Below are 20,433 nucleotides of genomic sequence, written 5' to 3'. Positions count from 1 at the left end.
TAAAAAAGGATGGAAAAGTTCAGTGTTGCGTAGTGAGTCCTTCAGGACTCAATCTTATTCCAAAAACTGGGGAAATAAAGAAAGCCCTGAAGGGCTTACTACGGGGAGGGACGACGGGGAATTGTATGGGTGAGGAAATCATAAGCCATGTCTGTATGGGGAAAAATGGCTCTAGCTTCCGTTAATAAATCCTCTAAAATAATTGAATTTCCGGGGGCATAACGGGGGCTAAAATGAGTCATAATTAATTGTTTGACCCCGGCAGCTAGTGCTACCTGTGCCGCCATGGTGGAGGTAGAATGTAATCTTTGAAAAGCCATTTCTGCATCTTGATGGGAGAAAGTGGCTTCATGAACTAACACATCTGCATTTTCCGCTAATTCTACCGCCCCATCACAAAATACCGTATCGGTACAATAGACGAATTTGCGACCCACTTGGGCTTCGCCACATAATTCCTTACCCCGAATTACTTGACCATTGGCCAGGGTTACAGCCTGTCCCTGTTTGAGTTGAGCATAAATTGGCCCGGGGGGAATCCCTAATTTTTGGGCTGTTTCCACATCAAATCGTCCGGGTTTATCCTTTTCAATAATTCGATAACCAAAGGCTGGGACTCGATGTTTCAACGGGCCACAAACCACTTGATATTCTTCATCTTCAAAAATCATCCCGGGTTGAATGGTATGGACTTTAACCGGATAAGAAAAATGGGTTTGGGAATAGCGAACACAACCCTGTAAATATTCGGATAATCCCGATGGCCCATAAATATCAATCCGTTTGGGATTTCCTGCTAACCCACAACTGGCTAATAACCCCATTAACCCAAAAATATGATCGCCGTGTAAATGGGTAATAAAAATTCGGCTAATTTGACTAATTTTTAAGTCGCTGCGGAGGAATTGATGCTGCGTCCCCTCTCCACAATCAAATAGCCAAATTTCAGCCCGTTGCGGTAGACGCAAAGCTATACTGGAAACATTACGCGATCGCGTGGGAACCCCCGAGCTAGTACCTAAAAATGTAATCTGCATTTACCTCTACCTATTGTCAACAAGCCTAATTTTGATATCCTCCCCATGGGTTAGCCACGACTCCTGGAGTAAGCCCTGAAGGGCTCACTACTAGAGGTTTATTCTTGATTCATTTGAGCATCTTTAACAGCAGCAAAAAATAGAAATATACTTAACGGAATACTCAATGCCAAAATCACACTGGTGGTTAAACTTCCCAGTTCTGGATCTCCCGAAGATAATTCAAAAACTGAACCAACAGAGGCGATCGCAGCTACACAAGAACCCAATAATAAAACCATGCTTTTTGGAGTACCGACCATCTTTAATTATCCTATATTATTTAACGAATTTAACAGCTTTGGGTGAGAATTTATGTTTGGCCAATTCTTCATTTAAAGCCAATTTATTCTCCACTCGATCCACAAATAAAACCCCATGCAAATGATCCATTTCATGTTGAATTGCCCGACCTAATAATTCCGTCGCTTTTAGGGTGCGCGGTCTGCCATTTTCATCTTTAAAAGACACTTCCACGACTTCCGGGCGAGTCACATCCATATAAACCCCCGGAATACTCAAACACCCTTCTTGAAACGGTGAAATTTCCGTACTGGATTTAATAATAGTCGGATTGATCAAGACTAAAGGGGGGTTAGCAGCATTATCCGGTTCGCAGTCAATCACAATCACCTGTTTATTCACGCCGACTTGAGGCGCGGCTAAACCAATACCGTCGGCACTATACATGGTTTGTAACATCTCCCGCACCAGTTGACGAATTTCATCATCAATGCGAGAAACTCGTTTTGCTGGGGTTCTCAAGGCGCGATCGCCTAAATAGTGAATCTCAAAGGGAGGTTTTTCTAACTTTTTCTTTTCAACTAAAACTTGTGAGGTCATAGAAGGGTTGCTCTTAACTTCTGAAACAATATTATCCTCCCTATATCTTAATGTATTTTAACAATTAACACCCATTTCTCCGGTGTTGAGGTGTTAACCAACAACCGATCACCAACAATTATCCCGAATCAACTTGACATTTAATAATTTTTATGGTAGAGCAAGTTAATCATTAGAATTGTCGATTACTACCAAAACCCATGACCGTTGAAATCAAAGTTACTTCTATAGTTTGTCAAGCCTGTGCCAATACTGTTACTAAGGCGATTAAATCTTTGGATGCTGAGGCTGATATTAGTATTGATTTAGAGACAAAAATAGTGAATATTAACGGTAAACCCTCGGAAACCGAGATTAAAGAAGCGATTATAGCCGTTGGTCATACCGTAGAATAGGGAATTTTGGGGTCATAAGTAGTAAGCCCTTCAGGGCTTTCTTCCCTAAACTTAGCCGCAAAACCTAACACCAATAACCACCAGATTAAATTTATTAGTGTTAGGTTTAGGGGATTAAGCCCAGCAAGGGCTTACTACAGGAAATTTCCGGTGTTAGGTTTAGGGGATTAAGCCCTGAAGGGCTTACTACTTTGCCTAATATTCGTTACCCTAGACTCAGGAGCAAAATAGTTACATTTCCGTCATAGATTTTTATGACTCAGGAATTCCATATTTCCGTGACCCCGGTTGGAGATAATGAATATTTGGTGCGCACCGAAAAAGTCGCATCCGGTGTTCCTTTAGCCGAAGAACAAGTTAAATGGCCTGTGGACGAATGGTTAGCCCAGGCTCGTCAATTAATGAATGATCCCCTGTTAGGTCTATTGGAGGGCCAAACAGTTCGTCGTTCTCGGGGTTTGGGCCAAACAATCGAAACTCAACCCACCAGTGATCCGCCTCTATTAAGTTTAGTCGAATTGGGTCAACAGCTTTATCATGGCTTATTTCAAGGAACTTTACATGATAGTTGGACTTGCGCCCAAGCGATCGCCCAAAATCGTCAAGAATTATTACAATTACGCTTAGGCTTAAAAGGCAAACGGTTATCGAGTTTACCTTGGGAAGTATTACACGCCGGAGATCGTCCGATGGCGACGGGAACAGATGTGGGATTTTCCCGTTACCAACCCGGGATAAATTCTATTCTTCAAACCCAAGTTAGAAAACCAAATCAACCCTTAAAAATTTTAATTGCTATTGCCGCACCCACCGACCAAGAAACGCTACAACTAAAGCGGGAAGTATTGCATTTACAAGAAGAATTGCGACGGGAAAATAGACGAAGTAACGGCAATTTTATAGAACCCATCACCCCCGATATTCAACTAACTATTTTAGAACAACCCGACCGAGAACAACTCACCCAAGCCCTGGAACAAGGAGAATATCAAGTCTTTCATTATGCCGGACATAGTAATTTAGGTGTATCTGGGGGAGAATTATATTTAGTCAGTCGTCGAACCGGATTAACGGAAACTCTAAATGGCGATGATTTAGCTGGATTATTAGTTAATAATGGCGTACAAATGGTGGTGTTAAATTCCTGTCGGGGAGCCTATGGAAACATACCAAATGTTGGCGATGAAACTGCCCCATTAAATTTAGCTGAATATGCCGTTAAGCGCGGTATTCCAGGGGTGTTAGCCATGGCGGAACGGATTCCTGATGATGTAGCACTGACCTTAACGCGATTATTATATAGAAATCTAAATCAGGGTTATCCGATTGATTTAAGTTTAAGTCGAGCCAGACAAGGATTAATTTCTGCCTATGGTTCCGATCAATTATATTGGGCATTGCCCATTTTATATTTACATCGGGAATTTAATGGGTATTTAACCGCCAGTCAAGCTAATAATTCGATTCTCGAAGAACAGGAATTTTTACCTTTGCCTTCTGCTTCAGCAGAACAAGATTTGAAGCCAAAATCTACCACTAAAACTCTATCATTATCCGAATTGGATAGCATGAATGATGATAATATCGAAGGTCTATTAGATGATATTGTTTATGAAGATAATTTAGATAATGATTCAGATGGTCTTGATTTTATTGGAGATTTTCTAAGTAAATCAAAGGTTGAAAATCCCCCAAAAAAAACCGAATCAATACCCAATTTAGAATCAGAAAAAACACCTTTTTTATCTTTAAACTCACCGTCAAAAACCATTACAAATAAGTCTTTAACCTCTGATTCTAAAACCTTTCTATCGGGTTTAAGTGCGGTTAATTTATTTAAGGGAAAACGATTATTCTGGGTTTTACCATTTTTGCTAATTCCCTTGGGTTTTGGGGCTTTGTGGTGGCAAAATATGGCTTTACAATCAAAGAAATTAGCCAGTGATAGACAAACTCCTTCAGTTACTGTTAACTCAAATCAACCTCAAGCTACGGATTTAAAAACAGCAAATACTGATTATGTTTTAGGAATTGCCGTTGAACAATTTTATCAGAGAAATCTATTATCGGCAGAAGAAGCAACTACAGAATTATTAGATAGAGGAGCCTTACAAAAAGCTAAAGCCGCCTTAGCTGCGGTGCAGGTTCAAGATTTGAATAATCCTATTGTTAATTTTCTTCATGGTCGGTTAGCTTGGCAATCTATTCAAAGGGGAAGTACGGAATATAAAATTGATGACGTGCGACGACATTGGGCAAAAGCAGTTCAACAAGATCCTAAATCTATGAAGTATAAAAACGCCTTGGGTTTTGCCTATTATACCGAAGGAAAGTTAGAAAATGCCTATCAAGTTTGGATGCAAGTTTTAGAGGTTGAGGAACCTACTTTATCAGGGAAAATTATACCAGGAACTGCTAATAATATCCAGTCTCAAGTTCAACAACAGGATAAGTTAACTGCTTATGCGGGAATTTCTTTGGTTTGGTGGAGATTTGCTCAAACTTTGCCTAGTAAAGAAAAAGAGTTTATGTTGAGTAAAGCGGTTAAATTTAGTAATAAGGTGATGAGTGAAGCACCTACTAAATTTGAACCTAATGAATTATCTCAAAATTGGATGTGGTCTAAGGAGTTAATTCGAGATTGGCAATTATTATTGAAAGAAGAAAAATAGACGATGAACCCTTCTTCTCAAGGTAAAAATGTAGATTAGTTTGTTAGGAAAATCAAGTTTTAGGGGTTTAGCAAATAGGAAGGGTGCGATCGCATTTTATCGCTTTTGTGGTCTGGCCAAAGCAGCAGAATTATTCCCATTTGAAGGTTGCGAAGATCCTGGATAGTTCTTTTTCTGATCGTCTTTCATCACTTGAGAAGGAGTTGGTAAAACTGGGCGATTTTTATATTCGTTAGCTTTACCATTTTTGCCTAACTCGCCAATACAAGGTTGTTCCTTACGCTCAATTTCCATGTATCGGCTTGAATTTTCTGCAACACCAGGCCAAGACAACATTTTTAAGAGGCTTTGAATTCGTGGCACATCATGTAAATGTTTAAATTGTACCCCAGTATGTTTGAGAATATAATCTTCAAACTTCTGTAAATAAGATTTTCTAACCTCATTAGGCTCGATTTCAAAATTATCTCCTGTTTCCCAATTACGCTCTTGGAATAGGTTAGTATATCGATGATGACGGACACTTAATGAAAATTGGGATGTAATAATCTGCACTGCTCCCATTCCTAAAGGTTTACCCATACCTAGCGATAAGCGGTAATTTTTGTTAGCAGCAATATTTAGAACCCACAACAAAGCACCTAATTCTACTTCGCTTAAATTTTCAAACCAAATGGTAAAATCAAAAGATACATTATCCTTTATAGGCTTAATGTCTGTGCGACTCGATTTTTGATCTTCAATTTTACTTTCTCCTACATTATTCTTATGCCAATAGAGTTTATGACCCCGAATTATTGTTTCTTCAGATGAACTGGCATAATGTTTTAATTCCTCTAGTTTATCACTATTTTGAACTAAGTAATGTTGAAATGTTGTAGGTTTAGGGTTATCCAATATTTTGAGAGCTATTGATTGATTAGAATTACCTGTAAGCCAGATGTATTCATCAGCAGAGTTCTGACACTTGGCATCGCTGACAAATACTCGTCCAGCTTGTGTCTGATTTTCTGTTTGTTTAGTGTCTTTAACAAATCCAAAAATAGCTTCTGTTAAATCGAGAGTTGGAGAATTGTAAGAATAATCTGGAAGAAATTTATAGTTAGGTTCGGAAATAAAGTTTTTGATCGATTCCTTGTAAGGTAAGCGAAACATCATTGTGTGTCCAAAAAATACCAACTTACCTTCCTCTATTAGATAGAAGACAGGGTGTATAGGTTTTAGAACACCATCTTTACCGAGAAGATTTTTCTGCTCTTTTGTTAGCTGTTCTTTATAACTCTGAATCATTGAATCTGGATAATCTGGAATATGGATTAGTTGAGCTTCATCATCAGGTAAACCAATTACACATTCCATTTTTTTCTTTCCTGGCATTCCATCTGTTTCTACCAAGACTCCTTGGCATTTAGACTGATGTCCAAAAGGTGGCACGGCTTTTGCATAGTACAGTTCGATAAATCCTCCTTTATGAGGATGCCAAGTCATTGACTCAACGTGAACAGTTACTTTACTAGCGTGTTTGATGTCATGCCAACGAGATTTCACTAAATTCTTAATTTGCGGTATATCTATCTTGACAAAAGATGTACCTTCAACCAGATTCTTAGCTGGTTGAATTGCCCACCCAGAACCTTCTTGAGTTTTAATTATATAACCAGCTTGCATTAGAAAAGAATACTGACGTTCGCCTTCTTCTTGTAGTAAGCGATCGCGGTAAAATTCACCTAAAGATGTAGTATCCGCAAAAGCTCTATAAATTAGTTGTTTATCAGTAACTTTGTCAATTTTGCTGTAGCTAACTATTTCCACTAAAGTCCTTAGCATACCCCGTAGACTGCTACCAGGGATAGTAGGGTAATGATTAGCAGGATTCTCAAAGAATGGGGCGAGAGTTTTACGCTTGTCCTTTTTTTCTTCATCACTTAAATCTTCATCCGATTTATCATTAAACTTAGCAAAGTCAGTTTGGGACATTCCACAGCGAATGTACAACGGTGAAGAAGTAGTCAAAGTACACTTGATTTTGCCAGTGTGAAGGTTGTCATGGTAGCAGTTATGCGTTGGTATTGGCTCTGCTGGAACTATTGTTTCAGGTAATTCTACAAAGTTATAAGGTGCAACTGCACGACGAGGAATATCGTTCCCTTTGTCATCTTTAATAAATTCTGGAACCTCAGAAATATGCTTAGGATTCATTTATTGCTCCTCCCAATATTTTTTAGATAAAAGTACATCAGTTTGAACATCAAATTGCCAAGTATCAGGAAACTCTGTTTGTTTATACTCAAATCGAACACTCTCTAGCGCATTAGCATAGACTTTAGCTAATATTTCTGCTAGATAAGGTTTGAGACTGGGAGAGTCTTCTAATAAATACCGAATTTGTCGCCGTTGTTCAAGAATAGTTACTTCCCAGCCATTGTAATTTTCTGTGCTATTGACATACATTCGTTTTAGAATATGAGCAAAGAGTACCATCAATCTATTTCTTAATTCTCGGCGATCGCTTCTTCCCAAACTCTCCACCTCCTCAATTAAATTATCAAAATCTAGGTAATCAAGATCCCGCTTTCTAAGTTTAGCCACAGTATCTTCACACCAGGCTACAAAATCTTGCTCATAAAGCGTGTCATTTTTTGGTATTATTTCAGCCATGCTTTTGCTCCTCAGTAACTAAATTAACTACTCTGATTTATTTCCTAATATAACCCCTTCATACAAACTTTCAATCGCGCAGTCAAACTCAATGCTTTCTAATCTGACCATCTCCCCATCCGTATAAGCATAATAAAGCCACATTTTTCCCTCCCCTCGATGATAAACTTCAACAGAAATGGATTCAGAATCTACTAAAATATATTCTTGTAAACTCGGAATCTGACAATAATACTTGAATTTGTCACCGCGATCATAACTTGCTGTACCCGGAGAAAGCACCTCAACAATAACTTTAGGATGTTGAATAAAGTCACGGGCTTTCAAATCTTCTGGGTCGCAAGTGACGACTAAATCAGGATAGAAATAACGACTTTTTTCACTAGCCTGAACTTTTGCATCTGACACATAGGCTTCACAACCCCTTTGACGTAAATGAGGATACAAAGCCCTGTATAAGTTGAGGTAAATTTTAGCATGGGAAAGAGTACCTCCAGTCATTGCCAAAATTTCGCCGTCAATATATTCATAGCGAAGCTCCTGCTTAGATTCCCATTCTAGGTATTCTTCCGCTGTCATTTTTTGAGGATATTGGGGTTCAGCAATCATAATTTTTTCCTCAATTTTTCACTTTCTATTTTAACGGATTCTAAATCTACCAATCGACTTAAATAAATTCTCGCCACTCCACTACTATTATCATAATTAATATAGTGGTGAACTTCCAAACGCACTCTATTTTTAAGTTTGCGATCGCTCTCTAACTCAATATCTGTAAATGGGACAGCGTGCCTCAAACCTTGCTGTCCGTCCCATAGTAAAGTAAACCCGTTTTCTTTATCTTTTTGACCATGAGTTCCCCAAAGTATTTGAGGTTCACAGATAAAGTCTGTACCTTCTGGTTCAATGATCAAACGGCTTTGGGGTTGACCATTTACTTTCCAAAGCATAATCTCAGAAGTTTTACTAAATATTCGACATTGCTGAAGCGTTAACCATCTGAGTTTAGCAAAATTATTTTGTGGAAATAAATGTTGTGGTTCAGTGTGAGTAATTAGTGTTCCATCGGTTTCAAATCTTCCCCAAATGACTCCATCATCAGCATGAGCCAGTAAGTATTGAAGATGATGATCTTTCGCTTTTTCTTCTAACCATCCTTTTAAATTGCTCTCAATTTTGCTAACATCATCGATATTCTGACAAATGGGTTTATTCATTGATCTACCTCATTAACTAAACAGTTGAATTAACCAGCGATTGACTTCACCATCATCAGAGGTTCTACTCCGCTCCAAAGCTTCTTCAACGACTGAAATTTGCAGGGGGGGTAAAACTTGAGAGACTCGTATTTCTCGACTTCCTCCATCAATCATTTTAAAAGCAGTAACACTAGCATTATTGGTGTTAATTACCCAATATTCACCAATCCCTAAGCGCTCATAAAGTAACCGTTTTTCTCCCAAATCATCACTCAGAGTTGTTGAGGAAATTTCTATCACTAAAGTTGGCGGTGTATATTGGTTTAAATCAATCGGCTCGTTACTGCGAGGGGGAGGGTTAGAAATTTCTCCCAGATAAAATGCTGAATCGGGTTGGCTTTCTTGTATAGGAGTTTTTCTTAGAGTAACATTCGTAAACTCGACCACTGGAATATTTTTCAAGGTGGCAAATAAACTAATTAATCGCGCCACTACTGAATTATCTCTGCTGTGATTAATACCAAGGGGACTCATTTCAATTTTCATGTAACCATGATCATAATAAAACCTAGCTTTTTCATATTCAGGTTGATTCTCTAACTGTTGAAAATCTTGCCAACCAATCGGTTGCCAAATTTCAGTTAAAATTTCAGGAGTTTTAAGAATTGCTTTGCTCATTATTATTGTTCTCCTTAATGTATTTTACCAGTTCTGATACATAATCTTTTAGTTTTTCTTTGTCACTTTCTGGAGTTATTTCAAGGGAATCATCACCATTTTGTTTAATCTCCCAGGTTGAATCTTTCCAAGTCATTTTAGCCTCTTTTCCCTTCAGTCGTCCTCTCCCAACACTACTAGAACCACCAACAGGTAAATCTTCTGTCCAGAGATCTTTAAGTAGTAGTAACAGTAAGCCTATTTCGTGTTCTATAGGGTTGCGTAATTCTATTTCTAATTTTAGCTCTGTTTTATCATTTGCAAAAATAGGTTGTTCCTGAAATAAAGCTCCGTGATAAGCACCACCAGTAAAACGATCAATCGCAATCCGAGTTTGTACTAAATCAGTTGTATGATTGATGGTACTCTCATGGACAATTAGACGGCTTGCTTGCGATCGCTTTTTATTGACATCCCCAAAAATACATTGGACAATTTCCGGTTCTTTGTCACATTTCGGGTTTTGACCTGATGAACACTGAAGCGTTTTGACAATCCGTTCAGCACGATGTCGCAATACTCCTGCTAAACTTGTACCAGAGAGAACAGATGTTAAGACTTTTGCTTTTAAAAGATTATGTGCAAAGAAGAATAATTCCAAATTTTCAGAACTCCATAAATCTATTTCTGATGGCAACTCACCTAGAATCTGGATAGCTCGGTCAAACAACCATTTAATTTGTTGATTAATTATTCGGTAAGATTTTAAATGCACAACATCAGGTGCGCGTCCTGTTTCAGCTTGACCAGAACGAATAAGTAAGGGACTGGCTAATTGAAAAGTAGCTTGGATGGTGAAGCGATCGCGTTTATCTTCTTTCTCTAATTCATCGAAATCTACTTTATTAATATTAGCTTGAGTAAATGCGTCTTTAATTGATGAATAACTAGGAAGTTCAGAAAATAAACCTGTGCGCCAATGCTCATATTTTAACCAATTTGTGCGATCGCCTGGAACAGTTAGATCAAAATTCCAAACCTGCCATTCTTTGACATGACAGCGACCAAAACCCCGGCGTTTTTTCATGCCAAGAGAAATTTCTCCACTTTTTGAACTATTATTAGGTTCTAAGCCTTGGAGTGCTAAAGCAAGAGCTTTAATTAATTGTTGTTCATTATCATTTTTCTCAATCAACAATTCAAAACCAAGAGGAAATTCAGTACCAGCTTGTAGTAACTCTAAATCATACTTAGCTTTATCAACAGCAGTCCGAGTAATGCTATTAATTTTTACTCCATCTCTGAGTTCTGATTGTATTGGTTTAGTGCCGATAGCATCATCAATAATCAAATTGCTTTGCTCACCATCATCATCTTTGCGAGTTCCACCAAATAAAACAGTTGCTAAATCATCAGATTTTTCATCTGTCAGATATCCATGTTCGCGTTCCCGTAAATAGTTTCGTAAAGCACCCGCAATAGATGAACCTGTTAATAAAACCTTATTTCTTTCCAGATTATCCCGTGACAATGGCATATCAGTAGGACTATCTGTATCTCCTGTACCTAAGCAAGTTGGTGCATCTAAAACTAGAGTTCCGCGTACAATCACACGGCGAATAATATGACGATGATCGGGTCTGTAAGGTAGTTCAAGCATTGTTTTTCTCCTTCATCATTTTTTTTGTAATTGCCAAAATCAGACGCAATGTATATTGTTGGCATAACTTAGAGTCTAAACCAACAGGCTGACTGGCAATTTTGATAGTTGGTTCTTCGTTTTCTGTGATAAAGTGTCTATATTCAGGTTTACTGCGCCAAGCTAATTTAATCCACTGATTTGAATCCTTCAGCCAGTCACAAATTTGCTTATCAAATGCCTCCCCATTCCTCATTTTAATTTTGCTAAACTGTTCTTTCCCAGCTTTGGTCATTTGGCTAGATTCTCGATCTTTCCCTAAAAAGATATCAAGTGCATGGGGTTGATTATCGGGTAAACCAGCCTGAACTTGATTTAAAGCATTTCTAGTAACAATCATTAACCGTGAAAGTTGATTATTTTGAACAGAATTTAACTGGTCTTTATGTGGTGTATTTTGGCTGACTTGCTCGATCAATAACTCATCTAGTTTCTGGAGCAAGATTCTTTCTGCAATGTCTTTAGCAATTTTTTCTTCTTGATCATTTAATGCTTGTGTATTGATATTTTGTTTAATATCTTCTTGTTCGGCACTAATTTCAATTTCTTCTGGTATCCAATTTAAAACTACTCGACCAAAACCATCAACTCGTCTTTCTCCTATTCCTTGAGTTTCTAAATTTATCACTGCTTGAGGATCAAGTGAATTTTTAGGACATTCAAAAACAAAAACGCTACCTGCTGCAATCGCTTGAAATTGTGGTAATGGTAAACCCCACTTTCGATTAAATCCACCAACAATTGTACTACTTGCGTAGGTATCAATTAGCTTGAGTTCAGTTTTTAGAAATCTTGAAATTAAATTAACAAATTCTTGAGGTTCAGTTGTAATTTGTCCACATTCATCTCGAATGATTGTATCGCTAAGGAGAGTAACCGTTAAATTATTTTGACGCTCACTTCTATCTTGCCAGTTAATTCCTATTTCATTCCAACTCTCTGTTGACTTAATTTCATTAATAGGAATAGTTGCATGACCATACCCTGCACTTTGAGAACCACCAAGCCAAACATTAATTTTGTCTCTATTTTTACTATTTTGTATTTCTTTTTCTGGTTTTAGTAAAGGTTTAATTATTTCGGCATCTTCGTCATAATCACAAAAGATCAACGCTTCAAAAGTTTGACAAGAGTCAATTGTTTCATAACGAAACACTTCTCCCGTAGCTTCAGTTCCTCTGCCTTTTTTACGATCTCGTTTGTTATGAATATTAATCCATCGCTTAGTTTCATAAAGAGAAAGATTTGAATATTCATCAATCCAACAAAATGGCTTTTCTAATCGTTTTGGAGATGCGGGTCGATCTTCTATATCTGTTTGGCTAGAATCAAAAACAGTTTTTAAGGTTTCATCTCCTTTTTCTTTATATAAACATAAAGGAGTTGGCAAAGTTCTCTGTTTTTTCTCTGAATTGAATAGATAAGCATTTAGGTAACGGGTGCTGTCTTCAAAAAATAGCGTTCTAATTGTTTGATCTAAAATATCCAATTCCTGAACTTGTTTCTGGCGACAATAGCGACCAATTATCATTCCCCGAATCATACTACCGGGAATATAGGGATAAGACACATCACTATTCGGATCACCTTGTAAGGAAGTCGCTAAAATAGGTTGTTCAGTATGTAATAAAAAGTGAATAACTTGCATTAATTTGCTCCTAAACAATTAAGATATTCAGCACTAATATTTTCCTCTTGACGGTACAAACTACATTGCACATGACCCCGCCCTCGATTACGATCGCTTCCAATGCGTCTAAGGGCTAAAACTCCTGCACCTAATAGCCCTAACATTTCCCGTGTGGGATCGATATCAAAATATAAGGCGACTGTGTAACTGGGTTGAGCATTCGGGCGATCGCGGATGATCACACGCGCATTTCGCAAACTATGGGGATCGGGTGCGCCTGTTTCTGAATAAATTGCCGTTTGCTGACGAATTCCAGTTAGAGAATTGAGAATATCTACAGGAGTCGGAAAACCATCTTCTTGTTGTTGTACGATCGCATTTCTTAAACCCAAAGGAAGACAAGCATCACCAACGTGCATCTGAGCCATTTTTTCCTGAGTGCTTCCCGCTTGTCCAAACAGTTGATATCTAACCTCAATCCATTTTTGTTGTTGGGATTTTGGTAAGAGTAGAATTAGATTATCACACTCCTCACTCAGCAGTCCTTTGAGAGTGCGTCCTCGCAAATAAGGGAAACCATAGCGATCGTGTTCAATTTCAGCATCAATTAATCCTGCAACACCATCTCCTCTTCCAAAAGTTGTATCACTCAGTAGTTTAATCTTGATTGAGTACATTATCTCCTCCTAGTGGGATATGAAATTTCATGCTTTCAATGGCATCAAAGTAATAACATTTATCATTTAGCCAACCTTGTTGTTTTAGTCTTGAATCTGCTCTTGGAAATTCTGGTAATTCATCCCCACAAGCAATTAAAAATTGCTCGGTTGCTTTATCTCCTTGCCTCAATACTTGACGCAAATTTATTACTTTATTTTGCTTATCTTTCCAAGTTTCCCCTTCCTTAAATTCTTGAATCACTTTTGCCAAATCTTCCCACATCAACCAACTACCTGCATATTCATGCGATCGCATTGGACGTACCGTTAACTTTCCACCCTGGTACTCTCGCTCTCGAACTTGACTAATGTTTCCAAGTACACCACTAGCTGCAATATGCCAGTCTATAGCTGAAAACATTGGTTTTTTATCTGAATAGTCTTCAGTTTCTTTTCGTAAAAACTTTTTAGCGTTACCACATAATGCCTCGCATAATTCATAAGCTCTTACAAATGGATAATGAGTTTTGACAATTGCAATACCCGCACAAACTGTTACCTTTCTTTTCTCATCTGGTAGATTTTCCGTATTCTTTTCAAATCGCTTTAAAAACTCAACTGCTAAGGAAATTCCAAGGCGACCATCACAAATAAATGTAATATCATCCCCACCATAAACAATGGGTCGAAATGGAAAATAGTTATCTTTGATACTTACAACTTTTCGTTCAATTGCATCTTTGAGAACTACACCAACTTCTTGTATGGTTTTCTTTCCGGCTCTATCTACAGACCAAGACAGATTTCGCATAGCCACAATATAGTTTTCATTTTTTTCTGAAATTGAAGAACCTTGATTACAGGAATTTTTGGCATATTCTTCAAACCGTTGACCCATTTTATTTCCATCAGCATGAACAATTGCTACATAACTACTTTCTCCTTCTGAACGTCCCATATCATCAACATCACGAGCGACTTGATAAGTATCTGTTAGAGACAGTAAATTTTCTAGTTCTTTATTTGCTATTTCTGCGGCTTTAAGTTTTGCCACAATTTCTCTAGAAGCTAGATATCCTTCTCCCTTTGGTATTCCGTATTTATCATCAGTATCTTCTACAGCAACTAACCCTGTTGAATTACAAGTTGCTGTTACACTTAAACCCAATAACGGAACTGATGCAATAGCTTTTCTTTTTTTTGCGTCTAGTTTCTCCTTAATTAATTTTTGATCAATAATGTCGCTTAGTAATTGAGTTTTCCAGTTAAAGTCTTGATGAGCAATAACAAGATTAAGTCCTGGTGCATCTTCAAGTATTTTTCGGGTAAGATATTTCGTAAATTCTTTTGCTTTTTCGTTTTCGTAATCTCTAAATAAAATAACTGTGTTTCCTCCTCCAGCATAAACTAATTCAGCAACAAAACTAGAGTCTTTATGGATTTTCGGTTCTAATTCATTTTGATCTTTGTTAGGGATATGAACATGACCTATTTTTTTGAGACAATCCTCAACCCATTTAGTAGTCGCCAACTTAACTAAATGAGAAGCACCGATATTTTCTCTTAATCGATTACTTCCGAAAATATATTTCTGAATACCAGTTGTATCAATGACCGTTGCTGTATAATGACTCATTATTTTTCTACCTCTTTAATCCAAGATTGAAGTTCTTGTCCAAGTTTAGGTAAATCTTGACTCCCAAATACTTTAACTTTTTCATCCTTAATTTGAGCTAAAAAATCATTGCGAATTTTTGAGGGATTATTGGAGCAACAAACTAATGCAACTCTTGCTTCATCTCCTCCCATCTGCTTTGCTCTCCGGTAAGCTTCAAATAGTTTTAACTTACAAAGTCCTGGGGTATCATCTGTCGTACAAGAAAGTGCAAACAGTTGATAACCTCGTAAGAAAGCCACATCAAACTCAAATTCAGCAATGTTAGCTTTTGGTGGAAAATTAAATGACATTCCAAATTCATCAATTATATTTTCGTCTTCTTGTTGGATTTGTTTGATTGCTTGTAAAACAAAATCTTCTAACCAAATACCATCTAGCCATTTACATATTTCCTCTGGATATTTTGAATTCTTACTAGGCTTTGGTATTTTTTCTTGTTCTATTAACTTACTGATTGATAGCTTTTTCCCATCTTCAGTAATTTCCAAACTAATTAAGATATTTTGAATATCTTCTGGCAGTTCTTGAATATCTAATAACATAGATTTGAGTTCATCTTTGTTTTTCCAATTTCCCAATTCAACTAGCTTTATTTCTTTATCATTACCATCGTTTAGGGTAGCTATTTCAGTTTGAACTTTTCCTTGAACTTGCAAGACTTTGCGACACCAAGATTTCCATGCTTTTAAGTTTTCTGTTTTAATTAAAACGCTTACAAGCTCAGGATAGACAACTTCAGTTTTTGGGTCTTTACTCAAAGAGAATCCGTGTAGCTGAAAAAGCTGCTTAAGAGAAATACTAGCTTTATCTTTGACAGAGACAGGAGCAATCGGATTATCGAACATCATTTGCATAGTTCGATAATCTAAATAGCTAAAAACAACAGCCTCTAAGCCTTTTAGCTCTAAAAAAGCCTGATAAGAATGAACAGCCATTGCTTTAGTTCCACCTGTATAATTCAATCCGAACCGCAATTTTGGTTCTTTCTGTTTGCTTTCTTCTTCTCGAATTTCTGTGATTTTCTTGTGAATACGCTGCCGAATTTCATGGGCATTAGATTCATAATTTTCTAATCCCACAGTTAATTTTTGTCTTTCTTCTTCAGGAACCTCCAACACTTCCTGTAAGCGTTCTACAGCTTTTTGAGTATGTTCTGTATAAACGAGATAAAGCTTACCCCCTTCTCCCAGTAGTGTCTTTGCCGCTACATAATTCGGCAAAGGATTCTCACCCACCAACAAAAATAGGTGATCAACTTGATAAGCTTCAAAATCATAATGATTTGTACTGGTCATAAATTCCTCTAAATTTAGGTTAACTGGTGAACATAATTTAAGTAGTAAAAAATGCGATCGCTATCCTTCACTCTCCAGGCAAATCCACCTTAAACATTGGAGGTTTCCTGACTCTCGGCAGAACTCTGGATATATTAATCGGGAATTGATCCCGATGTGCCAGATTAAACCCTGATTGATGGCTGATTGCTATAGGAATGAACCCCAGGGGTTTGAAGACCAAACCCCTACAGTTTTTATCACAACGGTTTCTCAATAGACCTTAGAAACCACCAGAGACTTACAAGTCGATAAGGGGTTCCGTATTATCAACAACGTTATTATCAGGAGGAGTTTCAACGGGTGGAGTTTCAACAACGTTGGTATCAGGAGGGATTTCAACGGGTGGAGTTTCAACAACGTTATTATCAGGAGGAGTTTCAACGGGTGGAGTTTCAACAACGTTGGTATCAGGAGGGATTTCAACGGGTGGAGTTTCAACGGGTTGGATAGAAATATTGTTCTCTTTTGGAGTTTCGATGGGCGACGTGGAAATATTATTATTCTTTGGTTCTTCAACGGGTTTAATTAATGCACTATTTGCCCGGACAAAACAGTTTGCAGGCGTGCCATCAAGTTTTTTCTTAACAAAAATCCAAGGTAAAAATTGATCATCTCTGGTGAAAACAAAGCCACTATAACTCACTTGCGCTCGAAAAATCTCATCGGGTTTAAATGTGGCGACCACTGGCCAATTACTAATACTCGGAAATCCAGGGTTATCAGGATTCCAAATTTCTTCAATGCTGGAATTTCCCATCCGACAATTCAATCCATTCGGATCGGCATCAACAACTTGCCAATATAGATGGGAAGATAGGCTCACATAGTTACCCTGAGCATTGGGTTCAGGGAGGGACTGAGCAGCCCAAGTAGGTGTGATTCCCAGTAGGAAAACCAACCCTAAACTCAAAATCACTATCCTATAAATCGCTTTGAATCGGTTTAGCATCATAGTCCTCATTGAATTAGGATTTTTTAGGTATCAGGAATTTACCCTTTGATTTGACTTGGGAGCAACCCCCGTCCGGTGTGATATGGCTATTCCTTGATTCTAACACTTCTTTAGAATATCCTTAAATACTATAAAATCATCAAACCTAAACGTAAAAATTATTCTTCTATTCCCTCAGTGACAATCACTTGCCCTATCCCCTGTTAAACTATATTTAAATCAAACGGTTCCTTATTTTCAAGGGATTTCTGGAACAATTTTAATCAAAGTTAAATGATTATTTAAGGAGCTTGGTGTCAATGGTAAGTGATCAATTTCCACTGGATTTTATCTGGGGAGCCGCTACCGCATCCTATCAGATTGAAGGGGCTGTTGGGGAGGGGGGTCGTCTACCGAGTGTCTGGGATACCTTCAGTCTCACCGACGGACGGGTTTTAAATGGAGACACAGGGGAAAACGCTTGCGACCATTATCATCGTTATGAAACCGATATTCAATTGATGGTGGAATTGGGGATTAAACATTATCGATTTAGTATCGCTTGGCCGCGAATTATTCCCAATGGTAGAGGCGCTGTTAATCAAGCGGGAATCGATTTTTATAAACGCTTAGTTGATGCTTTATTAAACCATGGAATTACCCCCCATGCTACTTTATTTCATTGGGATAGTCCCCAGGCTTTAGAGGATTTATACGGGTCATGGCGCAGTCGAGAAATGGCTCAGGATTTTGCTGATTATGTGGCGGTTGTGGTGGGTGAATTGGGCGATCGCATTACCCATTGGATGACGATTAATGAAATTCCCTGTTTTACCCATTTAGGCTATCAAGTCAATGCCATTCCGCCCCATGCACCCGGAACCGTTGTTTCCCGTCCAAAAGAAGTTTGGCAAACCTCCCATCATGCTTTATTAGCCCATGGATTGGGAGTACAAGCAATTAGAGCTAATTCTCCCGTTCCTTGTACTATTTCTCTAGTCGATAATTGTGCGGTAACGGTTCCGATTGCGGAAACCCCAGAACATATTTTAGCCGCCCAAAAAGCCTTTCATTTATGTGGTCAAAATGGTGGTATTACGGTTCCCGCCTTAACAGGTTCCTATAGTCCGGCTTTACTGGAATTATTAGGTAATGAAGCCCCGGATATATTACCCGGAGATTTAGAAATTATTCATCAACCTTTAGACCAATTAGGATTAAATATTTACTCGGCTACCTATGTCCGCGCTTCCGACAATCCTATGGGGTTTGAATTTCTCGGATTACCTAAAGGATATCCCCGAATGAATATGCCTTGGTTGAATATTGTTCCTGAATGTATTTATTGGGGAATTCGTCATATTAGCGAAACCTTAAACCGAGCAGATTTACCTATTCTAATTACAGAAAGTGGCTGTGCTGCTGAAGATGAATTAAACCAAAAGGTCGAGGTAATTGATACTGATCGGATTATGTATTTACGTCAGCATTTTCACTCAGCACATCGGGCTATTGTTGAAGGATATCCCCTAAAAGGATATTTTGTTTGGAGCTTAATGGATAACTTTGAATGGGCTTGGGGATATCAGCGCCGTTTTGGATTAATTTATGTGGATTATCCCACACAAAAACGGATTCCGAAAGCCAGTTTTCAATGGTATGCTGAATGTATTCGGCAAAATCGGGTCGTTTAACCTCATCTTTAAGCCTAGGGAAAGTCTGGAAAAACTTAAAGAATAATGTATATTCAAAAACAGAGCCAACGAAATCCAAGATTTGTTTAATTTTGTGATAGTTTGTTCTAAGTTGGGGTGATTTTTGATTGGCGAAGTTGATCAATCCGGTCTAAATAAATTTTTTAAGGATGCAGAAATTAAAGGGTTTCCGTTGAGAATTGTCCGTTTAAACGCACCGATACTAATGCGACAGTCCACCTGCGTTAATAAGCTGGGGGCGAACATCGATTTAAACCGCACGGGTTGAGGGGACAAATTCGGATATTCGGTTAAAGGGAGGGTATCCGCATCCAAAATCCGTATCCCGTCCCCTAAAATTTGATCCATCCCATGACGACGAACAATTTCACCCAGAGACATCGGAGAACAAACCCCTTCTACTTCATGACGGGGTTTTAAACCCAATTTTTCGATAAATTCTGCTGTTTTGACGCCCTGAACGATAGAATTTCTCATAAATGCCACAAGAATCGTTACATTTCAACAATTAATCAAATTTGGGAATTTTTAATATTTTTTTAATGAATTGATTTTTATTCAACAGTTTTCAGCAAAGATACCCTAACTTCTATAGTACCATCAAAAAGCGATGTTCAGCCAAAAAGTGATAGCATTGTCTCAATTCAACCCCCAAAATAAAATCTTGTAGAAACTGAGTGTAGTTATTGTTTGCCATGTGATGATGATCACATAATTAGCTAGATTTAATCACAGGGTTCATCGGATATCTGTCACTGAGTAGCCCTTGATTTTCGGTACAATTAATACTGTAGAACTTAATTTCTACGCCCGATATAACTTTTTTATTCCCTATTTGTAGGAACCCCAAAATGATTTCACCCAAACAAGCACAACTGATTCAATTTTTACGCTGGGAGTTAGCGATCCCCGCGTCCTCAATTGCCACGGCTTTGCGCCACCCCGAACAGGATTCAGGTCAGTTACCGATGATCCTATGGCAGTATGGATTAATTACACTTGAACAACTGGATCGAATTTTTGATTGGTTAGAACGATTTGGCAGCATTATGGAAGCGAAATCAGTCATGTATTCTTATCCTGATTATTCCCAGTCTGTGGATGAAACTATACATATCTCTGTTTCGCTGGTAGCGTAGTTTCCTCTCTTGTTAAACCATTTTGAGAAAATGTCTTAAATCCAATTTTTTAAATTTTGTCTATGTCAGAATGTTTAATTAGAAGATTTCAACAGCCACAATCTAAATTCAACAATCACTAAGTCAGCTTTTGCAAAAGGCTGAC

General features: G+C 38.0%; 19 protein-coding genes. 4 read left to right on the top strand and 15 right to left on the bottom strand.

Translation table 11 applies throughout. The features are described from left to right. Positions 1-98: 98 nt before the first annotated feature. The 3 genes from AC2D3N_RS09235 to def form a co-directional block, all read right to left on the bottom strand. The gene (locus tag AC2D3N_RS09235; protein WP_079677567.1) at positions 99-1,037 is read right to left on the bottom strand and encodes a ribonuclease Z; all 939 of its coding nucleotides are present in this window, start codon (positions 1,035-1,037) and stop codon (positions 99-101) included. Between the two features lie 98 nt (positions 1,038-1,135). Further along, positions 1,136-1,339: a hypothetical protein gene (locus AC2D3N_RS09230; RefSeq protein WP_079677566.1), complete on the bottom strand. Its 204-nt coding sequence runs from the start codon at positions 1,337-1,339 to the stop codon at positions 1,136-1,138. Between the two features lie 16 nt (positions 1,340-1,355). After that, positions 1,356-1,919 (bottom strand): peptide deformylase, encoded by a 564-nt coding sequence (def, locus tag AC2D3N_RS09225; protein WP_079677565.1) that lies wholly within the window; start codon positions 1,917-1,919, stop codon positions 1,356-1,358. A 200-nt stretch (positions 1,920-2,119) separates the two neighbouring features. Here def and AC2D3N_RS09220 point away from each other — a divergent pair, with 200 nt between their 5' ends. Both AC2D3N_RS09220 and AC2D3N_RS09215 read left to right on the top strand, forming a co-directional pair. Continuing rightward, positions 2,120-2,314 (top strand): heavy-metal-associated domain-containing protein, encoded by a 195-nt coding sequence (locus AC2D3N_RS09220; RefSeq protein WP_484693430.1) that lies wholly within the window; start codon positions 2,120-2,122, stop codon positions 2,312-2,314. A gap of 254 nt (positions 2,315-2,568) precedes the next feature. After that, entirely contained in the window at positions 2,569-4,986 is a 2,418-nt protein-coding gene (locus AC2D3N_RS09215) for a CHAT domain-containing protein (protein WP_484693429.1), read from the top strand. Positions 4,987-5,082: 96 nt separating this feature from the next. Here AC2D3N_RS09215 and AC2D3N_RS09210 read toward each other — a convergent pair whose 3' ends face one another. From AC2D3N_RS09210 to AC2D3N_RS09160, 11 genes are all read right to left on the bottom strand, one after another. Continuing rightward, positions 5,083-7,185: a TIGR03986 family type III CRISPR-associated RAMP protein gene (locus AC2D3N_RS09210; RefSeq protein ID WP_484693428.1), complete on the bottom strand. Its 2,103-nt coding sequence runs from the start codon at positions 7,183-7,185 to the stop codon at positions 5,083-5,085. Beyond that, positions 7,186-7,644 (bottom strand): DUF29 domain-containing protein, encoded by a 459-nt coding sequence (locus tag AC2D3N_RS09205; RefSeq protein WP_484693427.1) that lies wholly within the window; start codon positions 7,642-7,644, stop codon positions 7,186-7,188. It lies immediately after the preceding gene. 27 nt (positions 7,645-7,671) lie between these two features. Further along, a complete protein-coding gene (locus AC2D3N_RS09200) occupies positions 7,672-8,253 on the bottom strand; it encodes a Uma2 family endonuclease (protein WP_484693426.1) in 582 nt (193 codons plus the stop codon). Continuing rightward, complete coding sequence (gene csx19 / locus AC2D3N_RS09195) at positions 8,250-8,861, bottom strand: type III-D CRISPR-associated protein Csx19 (protein ID WP_484693425.1); 612 nt, start codon at positions 8,859-8,861, stop codon at positions 8,250-8,252. The genes AC2D3N_RS09200 and csx19 overlap by 4 nt, the downstream gene beginning before the upstream one ends. Before the next feature lie 12 nt (positions 8,862-8,873). Continuing rightward, positions 8,874-9,521 carry a Uma2 family endonuclease gene (locus AC2D3N_RS09190; protein ID WP_484693424.1) on the bottom strand — a complete coding sequence of 216 codons (648 nt, stop codon included), beginning with the start codon at positions 9,519-9,521 and terminating at the stop codon, positions 8,874-8,876. Continuing rightward, positions 9,502-11,160: an RAMP superfamily CRISPR-associated protein gene (locus AC2D3N_RS09185; RefSeq protein WP_484693423.1), complete on the bottom strand. Its 1,659-nt coding sequence runs from the start codon at positions 11,158-11,160 to the stop codon at positions 9,502-9,504. The genes AC2D3N_RS09190 and AC2D3N_RS09185 overlap by 20 nt, the downstream gene beginning before the upstream one ends. Beyond that, complete coding sequence (locus AC2D3N_RS09180; RefSeq protein ID WP_484693422.1) at positions 11,153-12,847, bottom strand: RAMP superfamily CRISPR-associated protein; 1,695 nt, start codon at positions 12,845-12,847, stop codon at positions 11,153-11,155. Before AC2D3N_RS09180 ends, AC2D3N_RS09185 begins: the two co-directional genes overlap by 8 nt. Next, entirely contained in the window at positions 12,847-13,506 is a 660-nt protein-coding gene (locus tag AC2D3N_RS09175; protein ID WP_484693421.1) for an RAMP superfamily CRISPR-associated protein, read from the bottom strand. The genes AC2D3N_RS09180 and AC2D3N_RS09175 overlap by 1 nt, the downstream gene beginning before the upstream one ends. Beyond that, positions 13,487-15,124 (bottom strand): Cas10/Cmr2 second palm domain-containing protein, encoded by a 1,638-nt coding sequence (locus AC2D3N_RS09170; RefSeq protein ID WP_484693420.1) that lies wholly within the window; start codon positions 15,122-15,124, stop codon positions 13,487-13,489. The genes AC2D3N_RS09175 and AC2D3N_RS09170 overlap by 20 nt, the downstream gene beginning before the upstream one ends. Further along, positions 15,124-16,461 carry a PDDEXK family nuclease gene (locus AC2D3N_RS09165; RefSeq protein WP_484693419.1) on the bottom strand — a complete coding sequence of 446 codons (1,338 nt, stop codon included), beginning with the start codon at positions 16,459-16,461 and terminating at the stop codon, positions 15,124-15,126. The genes AC2D3N_RS09170 and AC2D3N_RS09165 overlap by 1 nt, the downstream gene beginning before the upstream one ends. Before the next feature lie 280 nt (positions 16,462-16,741). Further along, positions 16,742-17,455, bottom strand: a complete 714-nt coding sequence (locus tag AC2D3N_RS09160) for a hypothetical protein (RefSeq protein WP_484693418.1) — start codon at positions 17,453-17,455, stop codon at positions 16,742-16,744. Positions 17,456-17,754: 299 nt separating this feature from the next. Between AC2D3N_RS09160 and AC2D3N_RS09155 the strand changes: the two genes are divergently transcribed. Beyond that, positions 17,755-19,128, top strand: a complete 1,374-nt coding sequence (locus AC2D3N_RS09155) for a GH1 family beta-glucosidase (protein WP_484693417.1) — start codon at positions 17,755-17,757, stop codon at positions 19,126-19,128. A 141-nt stretch (positions 19,129-19,269) separates the two neighbouring features. Here the strand turns inward: AC2D3N_RS09155 and AC2D3N_RS09150 are convergent, their stop codons facing one another. Beyond that, positions 19,270-19,626 (bottom strand): DUF362 domain-containing protein, encoded by a 357-nt coding sequence (locus AC2D3N_RS09150; protein WP_079677551.1) that lies wholly within the window; start codon positions 19,624-19,626, stop codon positions 19,270-19,272. Positions 19,627-20,000: 374 nt separating this feature from the next. On the opposite strand from AC2D3N_RS09150, the gene AC2D3N_RS09145 reads away from it, so the two are divergent. After that, positions 20,001-20,288, top strand: coding sequence for a DUF2949 domain-containing protein (locus tag AC2D3N_RS09145; RefSeq protein ID WP_079677550.1), 288 nt, complete (start codon positions 20,001-20,003; stop codon positions 20,286-20,288). Positions 20,289-20,433: the final 145 nt, after the last annotated feature.

Source organism: Planktothrix sp. PLAVEN19ND, assembly GCF_057220675.1.
Note: the sequence above shows the minus strand (reverse complement) of the source record. Positions and strands in the feature narration are given on the sequence as shown.